A 12,229-nucleotide genomic window follows, 5' to 3' on the forward strand; every position below is an offset into this window, starting at 1 on the left:
TGAAAGAAACTACACGGCTCCAGCAAATGATAGAATCTCTACTCAGCTTCAATTCATTTGCAGCAGGCGGCATTCCAATTTATCCAATTAAAACACAAATATACCCCTTTGTTTCGCAAGTATTTAACCAGTGGGTTGCGACATTACCTGACAGTCAATTAATGATCAATGTTGAGAAACCATTAAGAGAAATAGACTCTACTATTGATCCATTAAAAGTTGAACAAATTCTCATTAACTTGGCACAAAATGCACTGCATGCCATTCAGGCTGATGGTCATCTTAACGTCACTATAAAAGAAACCGACCTCTCTAATGAAATTTATATCAAGGATAATGGATCGGGTATTTATATGGAAGAGCAACCCTTCATCTTTGAACGCTTCTATCGTGGAAACGCTAAAAAATTGAAAGTTCGTGGACTCGGTTTAGGTCTTTCTTACTCTCGAATGATAGCTCGAGCACACGGTGGCGATTTATTATTAATTGAAAGCTCGAAGGATGGCTCCATTTTCTGTTTAACGTTACCTAAAGCAACTTAAAAAGCGAACCTACTCAGTAGGTTCGCTTTTTTTCATCATCATGACATCTTCAGTTTGTTCGGTAAAACCTAGTCTCTTTAACGAATCTTTTAACGGAACATGTGAAGCGGAGATACTAATGAATTTTACATCTCTTTTTTTGCATTCTATCATAACTATTTCAACCATATTGATAAAGTTATGTGTGGTCGGATGACAAGCTACAGCTAGTATTTCAGCGTAACCTGTATCTTGACGAATCGTCACTCCAAAGTAACCTTCCCCATCAAACACTATAGAGAAATCGAAATCAACTGAACCATAGTATTCACGCATCATGGCAAATTGTTCAGCAGAAGTATCCTCATATTTCATCACCATTGTCTGCCAAATGTCAAAATCGAAACCTTCATTTACTACTACATTATGCTGCGTTTCAAACGTTTTGTTGAAGTTGCTTACAAGAAGTGTTGAACGTCTTGTTACGGCAAACCCTTTTGATAAGAAGTACTCAATTTGTTGTGTCCAGTCACTTCTAAATCGCTGGGCAAACATCTTCGCACCGAATGCTTCACTTACAGCAAAATCATAGATACGATTGTAAAGTTCATCTTGGACTTCTCCTTCATATCCTGAAAGAACCCACGGATAACCTAAAGACACAAACTCGCTACTCCCAGTGAAACTCATATAACCGATGATTTGATCACCGTCGAAAGCAAAGCATCTGGACTTCGGATGGAATTGTTGTTGTTCGATGAATTGATTTGGTGAAAGTGTTGGCTTCCAAGCAAAAGGAAGTTCATTGGTGGCTTTAATCCAGAAATCAATTTGACGTTGCAAGTCTTTTGAGCCTTCATAAAAACGATATGTAATCGTCATAAGTGAGTTTGTCCCACTATTTTTTGAAAAGCCATTTTCTCAATCAGTTCTTTATGTTGAGGATATAATGTCAGCAGCTCTTCTTGTGTAAATAACTCGAAGTCTTCGAAATCAAATCCTGGTGAAACCATACATCCCACAAGTGAAAACGACTCTTCTTGATCAACTGACGAACCGAAAATAGCTCCTTTTGGAACAAGTACTTGTGGTGTATCTCCTTTTTCGAAATTCAATCCTAGTTGATGTGCCTTATACTCTCCATTTGGAAGAATGACATGAACGGTTAGTGAACTTCCATCATGAAAAAACCACAATTCATCTGATTGTAGTCGGTGTAAATGAGAAACTTCTTCACTTTTTAAACAAAAGTAGATGGTCGTATAAAGGTTTCTAACTGTATTCCCCGAAGTATTCATTTTTTCATGCGAATAAAAACTGCGTGCAAAGTGTCCACCTTCTGGGTGTTGTTCCATGTTTAAATGTTCTATGTAGTAAGCGGCATCCCGATTTTGCAATTTGAAAACACCTTCCCTTTTAAACCTATCTTCCACCATAAAAGAATTGGATTCAATGCTTTTCGACAAATTGTGCCACGTGAAACATTTTGTCATTTAAATAAGTCAATATCATAATTCATAAAACCGGATGTAAACTCGAACATTCTAAAAACAGAGGTTATGTCGATTTCCGCTTCGGGCGGTCCACTAGCCTCCTCGGGCCAACAGGATGTTGGTCACAATGGCGTCGCCACACGAGGTGGCGTTCTTAGCCATTGTTCATCCATGATGCTCACTGCGGGGTCTAGTTTGGACACACTTATCCCGCTGGAAAGATATTGGACGAGTAACCGCTGGAGCACATGTTTTCCCGCCCCCTTCCACTACAATCATACTAGTAAATAAGTATATGAGATGGCTTTCGATTTAGTGATATGGAGCAAAACAGTGAAGACTCCAGCGGGAATAGCGAAGTGCAGAAATCCACTCGGACGTTAAGTCAGAGTTAGTTCGGCGCAAGCCCGCGGAAAGCGTAACTGTTTTGCGGAATATCAACAGCAACATTTAACATAGCCAAAATTTAAGAAGACTTTTGTAATGTAAGTAAGTCAAGTTTCGATAAACAACATCCGATTAATAAAGAAGATAATTTTTTTCCATTATTAAAATCACTTGGTTTTGCCCATACATCTTGAAATACTTGTCGCAAGATGTCCTCACAGATAGCATTATCAGCAACAACCCGGTATGAAATTTTCCACAAAAGTGTGGAGTAACGATCATATAAGTCTACCAAAGACTGTTCTTCCTGGTTATAAAGTCCGATAATCAAGCGCTCATCTGTAGTCATCTTGTCACACTCCCTTTTTCTCAAAGTACCCCACTAAATATTAATGAAACATTTGAATGTGCTAGATTTAGTTATTATTATCTAAAATAATAAAAAAGCACTTGAGTGAGAAATACCTCAAGTGCTTTGAATGTAAATTAGTTTGCGTATGTTAATGTTTTCTTCTGCATAATCGCAAATAACCCAATTCCAAACATGACTATTGCCGACAAATAAAACGCGCTTGTAATTCCATAGGTTTCAGCTACCCAACCAAAAAGAAATGTTGCTACGCCAAAGGCACCCATGACTAATACAGATTGCACGGAAAACACATGCCCTAATTGGTTAGTTTCGGTATGAGTTTGCAAAATAGTCAGTTGGGCAATCATTTGTAATTGACCAAATAACCCAAGGAAAAGCGAGATAACTAGAGAGACAACTGCAAATTGAGGGTAAATAAAACAAACTGTTAAAAAGCTTGTTAGAAAACACCCTACTACGATCATACGCTGTCCAGAAACCTTCACTAGTTTTGCAAATAGGTATCCTCCTATAATAAATCCACCTGAATAAAAGGCATTAATGTATCCCCACCAGGCTTCATTTTGACCAAGGACTTCATCGACATAAACGTATAAAATGGCAGAAATCCACACTGCGCCTGCAAATGCCGTCAACATATCTAAAATAAGAATGTTGCGGATGGATTTTTCGGAAAAGCTATACTTCCATCCTCCTGAAAGTTGTTCTTTCAAAGAGGGCAATTCTCGCCTTACGTAGATGATAGATTTGATACCAAATGTCATCAACCATCCGAAAATATACAAAACAATTGTTACTACGATAAGCACATCGCCATTAAATTGCACCACAAAAAAAGCTCCTAGTGGCCAACTAACTAGATTCACTGTGTTATCGGATATGGCGACTAAACTATTTGCTTTTGGCAATGCAGAAATACCGACGAATTCGGGAAGCATGGCTTGTCGGATTGGGGCTGCCCACCCATCTAAAAAGGCAATCATACTGACTAATAATAAGACCCACAAGATTGATTCGTCTTTAAGCAAAAAGACCGCACTTAAGACAACGATTTTACCAAACATCGAAAATAATAATATTCGACGCAAGGGAAATCGATGTAAAAGGAGCGGCGTTAAAAAACTTCCAATCAACCGTGAAAAAGTTATCGTCATTGGTATTAGCGTTAATGTTAGTACAGAGCCACTGGATAAATAAACAAGCTGAATTAGTCCTACAATGTACAGGACATCTCCTGCATTTGCCATCATTTGGCTGACCCACAGAAAATAAAAAGAACGACGATCATTCATGTAATACCACTCCTCAATCTATTCAGTTAATAAGATAGAAAAATGAATTATTACACTCGTTTCGTCCTTTCTCCGTTTAGGTTTAATTCCTTTTATTTTACTGTAATATATATCCAACTGCAATAAATGATTGGAAAGCCGTTTCAAAAACTTCTTAAACCGCATTTATTAATAGATATAGAATGGAGGTGAATTAATTATGTATCGTCATATGAAACATTGCCATTGCTCGGCTCAACCTATGGTAAGTCCTGCTGTCCAATCCATGCCTCACCGTATGGGATCAAATCAACCACCTGGTATGGCACCAATTCAACAACCTGGTGTTGCACCAATTGTATGCCCACCTTTATGTCGCTATACGGACTCTTATGTCAAACGGGAAGTTCCTTATATTCAACCTTTAATCAATGTGAACAGACAACACATTGTGGATGTGCCTAGAACGTATTACAGAGAAATTAATCAAACTGTAGTTATTCCGCCAACTCGCATGCCTTACGGATATGGACGTCGATAAAATGTTCCTCTATGGTAAAGTGATGAATCTTAAGTTCACGTGGTATTGAGATTAATCCCCTACTATTAGCCACATTCTAACAATGATTTTCCTCTCGAATAACCACAAAAACCCCCGATGTCAGTTATCTACTGACATCGGGGGTTTCTATGTTAATCGACTAACTGAATGAATTGCTTCGTTCGTTCGTGACTTGGATTTCCAAAAAACGTAACTGGATCCGCAGACTCGATGATACGTCCTTCATCCAACATGATGACTCGATCCGCAACTTCACGTGCGAATTTCATTTCATGAGTCACCACAACCATCGTCATGCCTTCTTGAGCGAGTTGTTGCATGACGCTAAGTACTTCTCCAACAAGCTCAGGATCAAGCGCTGATGTCGGTTCATCAAACAATAGCACTTTTGGTTCCATTGCTAGTGAACGTGCAATCGCAACACGTTGTTTTTGTCCACCAGACAATTTGCTAGGATAAACATCTGCTTTGTCTGATAAACCTACTTTCTCAAGTAAGCCTTTTGCTAAGACAATAGCGTCCTGTTTTTTCATTTTCTTTACAATCATTGGTGCTTCAATAACATTTTCAAGCACCGTCATATGCGGAAAAAGGTTGAAATGTTGGAATACCATGCCTACTTCTGCTCGGATATTTGATAATTTATGTTTCTTGGGATCCACTACTTGTCCATCCACTTCGATGGACCCTTTATTAATACGTTCAAGAAAATTAAAGCAGCGTAAAAGCGTGCTTTTACCTGATCCACTGACACCAACTAAAACGACCACTTCAGAAGGAGCGACTTCTAAATCAATACCTTTTAAGACTTCTAAGTCGCCAAACGATTTATGAATATTTTTTCCTTTTAACATGTGAGTCTCTCCTCCTTACTTGTCGACATTAAGTTTATTTTCATACAGTTTCAGTAAATAAGTAAAGATCATAACTAAGACTAGGTAGTAAACTCCTACCACTAGAAAAGTTTCTAGAGATTGATAGGATTGCGCTGCCTCGCGGTTAGCCATAGCGAACAATTCTGGCACACTGATGATATAAACCAATGATGAGTCTTTCAACGTGATGATAAACTGATTCCCAAGCGGTGGAATCGAGCGTTTCAATGCTTGCGGGAAAACGATGCGACGCATGCTTTGCGCCCTGGTCATCCCAAGGGAACTACTTGCTTCACGTTGCCCGCGATCGATTCCCTGAATAGCACCGCGGAAAATTTCGGCGATATAAGCACCATTATGAATTGCTAGTGCAATCGCACCTGCCCAAAAACCGGATAGGACAATCAATTGCGTAATCCCGAAATACAAGAACATGATTTGTACAATCAGAGGCGTACCTCTAATGATGGTAATGTATAGATTCGCAATGGTTTGCAAAATTTTAGAGCGTGATATTTTCATTAATGCAAATACCAATCCCAGAATGGTACCAAAGACGAGTGCGACCGCCGTAATTTTCAAGGTCATAAGCGTCGCTTCGAGGAAGCCTGGGTAAGTCCGCATAAATACGTCAAATACTGTAGTTAATAATTCCATGGTAGTCTCCTTTCATACATGTGGTGTGAATTAGTTCAGAATTTCGATTCCTTCCAAGTCCACATCAAGGAGATTACGTTCGAACCATTTGTTTGAAATTTCTTCATATGTTCCATCTTCAACCAATTCTTTAATGGCTTTATTAATCCCTTCCAGAAGTTCTTTATCTTCCGGACGTACAGCTACTGCAGCTTGTTCAATCCATAATGGGTCGCCAACTTCTTTAATTTCCGTACCTGAAGCGATTGCTTCAAATCCTACAACGTCAGCCGTAATGACCGCATCTAAGCGTCCTTTAACCGTTAAATCTTTTAAAGCCACAACATCACTGCTGTAGTATTTAATATCGTCGCTATATTTTTGAGCAGCTGTATCGTAAGTACTTTGAGCAACTACACCGATTCGTTTGCCTTTCAAATCTTCTGCCGAAGAAATGTCATCACTACCTGCTGGTACAAAAATCATTCCCCCGGAGTAATAGTAAGGGTCAGAGAAGCTAACTTGTTCTGAGCGTTTTTCTGTAATGGCCATTGATCCGATAATTGCATCGAACTTATTGCCTTTAAGAGATTGAATGATGGTTTCCCATGGAGTTGTAACCGGGTTCGGTTCTAATCCCATTTTTTCTGCGATTGCCGCACCAATTTCTACATCGAAACCAGTCAACTCTCCGCTTTCTTCAAAGTTAAATGGCTTATATAAACCACTAGATGCATACGTTAGTTTTCCGTCTTCAGTCAGGTTGTACTCAGATCCAGCTCCTGTAGACTTTGATTCTTCATCAGTTCCGCATCCTGTAATAATCATGGCTGTAGCTGCTAGTGCTGTTAAAAACGAGTATTTCTTTTTCAAAATAAATCTCCCCTTAGATGTTTTTTTCTTCAGTTGGTTCGGTCGGTTCATTTCGGATGAAAATACTTTTCCGCTCATACATAGCGTCAATACGAGCTAAATTACGTTTAACTTGCTCGTGTTCTTTTACATAAATGAATCGCATGATAGAGGTGAGTAACGCGTGAACAGCAATATAGGAATCAATACTTAGATTAGTAGACACAGGTACTATTAATACTTCATCTCCAAATGGTGTTGCGGGGGAATCCCTTTTATCAGTGATGACAATAATAGTTGTTCCTTGTTCTTTCGCCGTTTGTAAAGTTTCCATTACATTCTTCGTGTACCGTGGAAAAGCAAAAGCAATCAAGACGTCATCATTCGTCAATTTTGACAGTTGATGGTAGTATTGCATGTCACCTTGCATTAGTAATTCTGTTTTGTCTAATACCCTGTTCATCCAATGTGTAAACGAATGAGCTAAGCCAAAATCGAAAAAGTTGCTTGTCACATATATTTTCTTAGCTGAGCCAATCAAATCCACAACTTGAAGTAGCTGTTCTTCTTGCAAGTTTTCTTTCAATTGTGAAATGCTCTTTATATCTGCATCAAGCAAATTTTTCACTATGGATTGCGACGTGTAAACTGTGGTATCTTCATCCTCCACTTGTTCAATACGTTGTTCTGCGAGTGTTTTTTGCATAACATGTTGAAATTCTGCATAACCTTTGAAGCCTAATTTTTGCGCCCATCGGATTACAGTTGATTCACTGACATTCACTTTTTTTCCTACCTCTAAAGCTGAAGAAAAAGCTAGCACGATTTGGTTTTCTTTAAACAAATCGGCAATTCTCCTTTGCCCTGCTGAAAAATCCTTATAGGAATTTTCAATTTTATGCAGTAAATCCTTCATTATTTTCCCTCCGAAATGAATAATCGAACTCTTTGACAATTTAATTATAACTTGATGCAGGTTTTCCTGCAAGTTTTCGTAATAATTCTGTAATAATCGATAGAATTGTGATTAAATTCATTTTTGGATTTGTTATAAGGGTTTCAGTATCAAAAAGAGCCCACTTACCAATGTTGGTAAGTGGGCTCTATATATAAGCTAGCGCAAGATTTTAATTTTCACTGTTTTACGTCCCCATTTTAAAGCACTTGAATGGCTCGGCATAAAGACATCAATTTTGTTTCCTTTTATCGCACCACCCGTATCACCAGCGATAGCATATCCATAACCTTCTACATACACTTTTGTGCCAAGTTTAATTACGCGTGGATCAACAGCAATTACTTTTAAGTTTGGATTTTTTCTTAAATTGATTCCTGTCTTCGTAATTCCTGAACAACCTCGACAATAAGCAGTGTACGCTGTGGAAGACACCATAATTTCTTTGACCACATTGTCATTAGATCGAGATACTGATTTTTTTGTAGATTTTTTAGAAACTTTTTTCACTGATTTTTTAACGGCTGTTTTCTTTAATTTGAGTTTTTGCTTCGGTTTAATTAAATCTGACTTTAAATGGTTGATCGATTTGATAGTTGAAACAGAGACATTGTACTGTCTTGATATTTTATATAATGTGTCACCTTTTTTAACTGTGTGTACAGAAGCAGCAGCTTCCGAGTCATTGGCAAATGCGACGAGGAAAATTAGTACGAAAGTTAACACGAAACTGAATTTTTTCAAGTTGTTTTCTCCTTTATTTCTCGTTTGTAGAAATAAAATAACACTTAAACATTACAGTTCCGTGACAAAACATAAGATTTTTCTTTACAATTTGGGTTTTTTATATTACGAAATAGAAATAAGTACCATTTCAAGAAAGCAACGGAAGCTAAAAACCCTTATATTTCACTCCCGAGTATGCCATCATGTATTAGTTCGACATTAACAGCCATTGCCGTTTCTACTCCACTTGCAGCCGCAATAATCAATTGTGCGGGATACACATTTGATGCTTCACCCGCAACAAAAAGTCCAGTAATCTTTGTGTTTCCTACCTCATCTGAGTGATAACCACCCGTTTCGTTTAATTTTACTCCAAGCATTGTTCCAAGTTCCGATGCTTGTACAAGTTCTGGTGTGATGAATCCTCCTACTCTCTCAATGACTAGACCATTTTCAAGCTCCACCTTTTGTAACATTCCATCTTTCCCCGTAAGAAGACGTATAGGGCTCGTCTCTACTCTTAAGTTCAATTCTTCTATTTTTTTCTCATGGTTCTTTGTTAGTTCTTCCCCATTCGTAAAAACCACTAAATCTTGCGACCAGTTTCGCAATATTTGTGCTGTATGGAACGTATAATCAACCTCACCAAATAACGCTAACGGTTTATCTCGAAGTTCCCAACCATCACAATACGGACAGTTAAATATACTTTTCCCATAAAAGTTTCGTAAGTTTGGTATATTCGGGAATTTCTCTTTCATTCCTGTAGCAAGTATTATTTTTCGTGTTGCCCATTCTTTTCCTAGTTCGGTTTTGATAGTAAATCCATCGGCTTTCTTTATTATTTCAATGACTTTGTCTTCTACTGTGGAAATCGATGGGTAGTGACTGAACTCTTGGTGGGCCAATTCTCGAAATTCTGATGGTGTAACTCCATCACGTGTCACGAAACCGTGTGAAGCAGAAGTCACTTTATTACGTGCATCATTGCTATCAACCAAGATCACTTTTCTTCTCGCTCGTCCTAAAACCAAAGTTGCATTTAATCCTGCAGGTCCTCCACCTATAATTGTACAATCCGTCATTCAAATCCCTCCTTATGCACCGCACTAGCTTCTTCCATGCTAGTAAATTGGTTATGTATGATTTGTTCTATACTAGTACTCTTTCCTTCTTTATACTCATTCAAACGAGGAGATTACTTATTTGGTAGAACGGGTAGTTTTACTTTTAACACCATAAAGGAGGAAAAGTGTGATGAGTTTTACTTACAAACTTTTTATGTTCGAAGACGATGGCACCATTCCAAACAATCCGGATTTACCGGTTATTTTATACCCTGGTGTCTTTAAAAAACATCCACAGGAAATTGAATCTACTTTCAAATTGAATAATTGGCGAAATAGTTGGGTGAATGGAGTGTTAGATTATCACCACTACCATAGCAATACGCATGAGGTACTTGGCGTTCGAGCGGGCTCAGCAAAATTAATACTAGGCGGAGAAAAAGGAGAAATGATAGATGTTAATAAAGGGGATGTGATCGTATTGCCTGCTGGAACCGGCCATAAAAAAATAGCGAACAGTCCGGATTTCGAAATTGTTGGCGCTTATCCTGATGGCAAGGACTACAATATTCAAACCGGAATGCCGAGTGAAAGACCTCTAGTACTAGCAGAAATACAACAAGTTGAAGTTCCTTCCACAGACCCTGTATACGGGAATCGTGGACAAGTAGTCGATCAATGGAGTTAGTAGACGACGCAAACAACAAATGAACTCCCTAATACTGTGTTAGGGAGTTCAAATTTTCTGGAGTTAATTGTTTAGTGTCTTAGGTTGGATGGTTGAGGGTGCATAAGAATTTACAATTGCCGTTGTATCTTGCTGTGCAAGTTGTGGCACTTGATAATAATGATGTTTATTTTGATAAATAGAAACTTCATACGCCATTTCAATGCAGTTTGGAACTGAATCTGCTAGCACACGTCGTACAACCGGATTGGTCGTTTCAAGTGCACACATTGCTTTTAGAGACGCACCAGATTTGTGCACCCCAAGCATAAACCCTGAAATAATTTCATCTGTTAATTCAGCAGCCGACTGAATTGGCTTTTTCGGTTGCGAAGGCTTTAGCCCAAAAACAAAATCATTATCTTGTTGCATCATATATTTTTGTGTTGGTTTTGAAGGATCAAGACCTGTACTAAAACATTCTACGGTAATGTTATACTCTTCCTGCATAAATTGGAACTGACGATCCAACATAGTAAGTAATTCTTGATCTTTTACATGCGGGCGTAATAACGTGTACTGGTTTAATCCACCTACAGCTGCAGATAATACTTCATGAACGTCAAATAATTCATGACCTCCATGATTCAATTGCGGCGAAACAGGACCTGTATGCATATTTTCGTGCATTTGACCTTGTGGGTTTTGCGTCATATAAAAATTTCCTCCTCTTCATCAGAATTGTGCATCTGATTTAGTGTGTATCGAAAAGGAAATATTATTCATTACGCAAAAGAATATAATACTCAATTTTTCTAACTCCCATTATTTTCGCATCTTTTCATAAAGTGCCAATTTCGTATAGATGGTTTCCAAAATAGGCACTGAAAGGTTATGTTCTCTCGCTTTCCCAAGTAAATACCCTTGCAAATGTTCAGCCTCGAGCGGCATTGATTTCTCCATATCTCGTTGCATGGACGATTTCATAGCCTCATTCATTTCATTAATCCGTTTAAATTGGATATTCGCAATATCTTCCTTGATTGGCGCATTAATTTTCTTCATTATGAGTGAAATTTCGTTTAAAAACTCTAAAATTACTCGTTGACCTGATTCCAGATTTCGAATAGGTCCAATTGACGACTCCATTAATGAAGTAAGTCCTGACATAGCTGTGATAAATAAATACTTGTGCCACATATCTTGATTAATATCTTCACTTAAACTAAATTCAGCTTTTGTATCTTCAAATGTGGATTTCAAACGTTCAATGCGAGGAGTTCTTTTTCCTGTTCTTTCCCCAAAGACTAGCTGATGTATAGGGCTTGTTTGAACAATTACTCCATTTTCATCCAGTGTCGACTCAATAAAACACAGACCACCAATAACTACTTCATCACCAAAAGCCTCAATCAGCTCATCCATATGTGAAATTCCATTTAATAGCGGTAAAATGATGCCATCCTCTTTTAAGTGAAGTCGAATATCATCGATCGCTGCAGTTAATTGGTATGATTTCGTTGAAACCATTACCACATCGAACTTTTCCTCAGATTCACCAGCCATGAGTAATCGAGGGGACAATTCAACGTCTCCATATGTACTCTTGATTTTCAATCCCGTTTTTATTAATTGTTTTTTTCTGTTCTCTCTCACAAGAAATGTAACGTCTTCTCCTTTTTCTGCTAGTCTTCCTCCAAAATAACCACCGATTGCTCCGGCCCCAACTACTAAAATTTTCATAGATTTACTCCTCTTTTCTTTTTTATTTCTTGTATACCAAACTAATTAACCACATTTTGTATACTACACTATTCAGAAAATTAATCTATTTTACTAGACTT

General features: G+C 38.0%; 15 protein-coding genes. 3 read left to right on the plus strand and 12 right to left on the minus strand.

Going from position 1 to position 12,229, the window contains the following annotated elements:
• The coding region (locus WBG45_RS01275; RefSeq protein ID WP_424411983.1) for a sensor histidine kinase at positions 1-542 on the plus strand (542 nt) is incomplete at its 5' end.
• A 9-nt stretch (positions 543-551) separates the two neighbouring features.
• Here WBG45_RS01275 and WBG45_RS01280 read toward each other — a convergent pair.
• From WBG45_RS01280 to WBG45_RS01295, 4 genes are all read right to left on the minus strand, one after another.
• Positions 552-1,403, minus strand: a complete 852-nt coding sequence (locus WBG45_RS01280; protein ID WP_424411984.1) for a hypothetical protein — start codon at positions 1,401-1,403, stop codon at positions 552-554.
• Entirely contained in the window at positions 1,400-1,918 is a 519-nt protein-coding gene (locus tag WBG45_RS01285) for a cupin domain-containing protein (RefSeq protein WP_424411985.1), read from the minus strand. The genes WBG45_RS01280 and WBG45_RS01285 overlap by 4 nt, the downstream gene beginning before the upstream one ends.
• Before the next feature lie 562 nt (positions 1,919-2,480).
• A complete protein-coding gene (locus tag WBG45_RS01290; protein ID WP_424411986.1) occupies positions 2,481-2,750 on the minus strand; it encodes an RNA polymerase sigma factor in 270 nt (89 codons plus the stop codon).
• A 137-nt stretch (positions 2,751-2,887) separates the two neighbouring features.
• Positions 2,888-4,066, minus strand: coding sequence for an MFS transporter (locus tag WBG45_RS01295; RefSeq protein WP_424411987.1), 1,179 nt, complete (start codon positions 4,064-4,066; stop codon positions 2,888-2,890).
• A 211-nt stretch (positions 4,067-4,277) separates the two neighbouring features.
• On the opposite strand from WBG45_RS01295, the gene WBG45_RS01300 reads away from it, so the two are divergent.
• Positions 4,278-4,586, plus strand: a complete 309-nt coding sequence (locus WBG45_RS01300) for a hypothetical protein (RefSeq protein ID WP_424411988.1) — start codon at positions 4,278-4,280, stop codon at positions 4,584-4,586.
• A 152-nt stretch (positions 4,587-4,738) separates the two neighbouring features.
• On the opposite strand, the gene WBG45_RS01305 is transcribed toward WBG45_RS01300, so the two are convergent.
• From WBG45_RS01305 to WBG45_RS01330, 6 genes are all read right to left on the minus strand, one after another.
• Positions 4,739-5,461 (minus strand): amino acid ABC transporter ATP-binding protein, encoded by a 723-nt coding sequence (locus WBG45_RS01305; RefSeq protein ID WP_424411989.1) that lies wholly within the window; start codon positions 5,459-5,461, stop codon positions 4,739-4,741.
• A gap of 15 nt (positions 5,462-5,476) precedes the next feature.
• The gene (locus WBG45_RS01310) at positions 5,477-6,139 is read right to left on the minus strand and encodes an amino acid ABC transporter permease (protein WP_424411990.1); all 663 of its coding nucleotides are present in this window, start codon (positions 6,137-6,139) and stop codon (positions 5,477-5,479) included.
• Positions 6,140-6,169: 30 nt separating this feature from the next.
• A complete protein-coding gene (locus WBG45_RS01315; protein WP_424411991.1) occupies positions 6,170-6,991 on the minus strand; it encodes a transporter substrate-binding domain-containing protein in 822 nt (273 codons plus the stop codon).
• Between the two features lie 13 nt (positions 6,992-7,004).
• On the minus strand, positions 7,005-7,886 hold the full coding sequence (locus WBG45_RS01320) for a MurR/RpiR family transcriptional regulator (protein ID WP_424411992.1): 882 nt from the start codon (positions 7,884-7,886) through the stop codon (positions 7,005-7,007).
• A gap of 198 nt (positions 7,887-8,084) precedes the next feature.
• Positions 8,085-8,669, minus strand: coding sequence for a 3D domain-containing protein (locus tag WBG45_RS01325; RefSeq protein ID WP_424411993.1), 585 nt, complete (start codon positions 8,667-8,669; stop codon positions 8,085-8,087).
• Positions 8,670-8,827: 158 nt separating this feature from the next.
• A complete protein-coding gene (locus WBG45_RS01330) occupies positions 8,828-9,736 on the minus strand; it encodes an NAD(P)/FAD-dependent oxidoreductase (RefSeq protein WP_424411994.1) in 909 nt (302 codons plus the stop codon).
• 172 nt (positions 9,737-9,908) lie between these two features.
• On the opposite strand from WBG45_RS01330, the gene WBG45_RS01335 reads away from it, so the two are divergent.
• A complete protein-coding gene (locus tag WBG45_RS01335) occupies positions 9,909-10,406 on the plus strand; it encodes a cupin domain-containing protein (protein WP_424411995.1) in 498 nt (165 codons plus the stop codon).
• Positions 10,407-10,469: 63 nt separating this feature from the next.
• On the opposite strand, the gene WBG45_RS01340 is transcribed toward WBG45_RS01335, so the two are convergent.
• Positions 10,470-11,099 (minus strand): spore coat protein, encoded by a 630-nt coding sequence (locus WBG45_RS01340; protein WP_424411996.1) that lies wholly within the window; start codon positions 11,097-11,099, stop codon positions 10,470-10,472.
• A gap of 111 nt (positions 11,100-11,210) precedes the next feature.
• Positions 11,211-12,128 carry a ketopantoate reductase family protein gene (locus WBG45_RS01345; RefSeq protein ID WP_424411997.1) on the minus strand — a complete coding sequence of 306 codons (918 nt, stop codon included), beginning with the start codon at positions 12,126-12,128 and terminating at the stop codon, positions 11,211-11,213.
• Positions 12,129-12,229 lie beyond the last annotated feature (101 nt).

This window comes from Paenisporosarcina sp. (assembly GCF_049671445.1).
Classification (GTDB): Bacteria; Bacillota; Bacilli; order Bacillales_A; family Planococcaceae; genus Paenisporosarcina.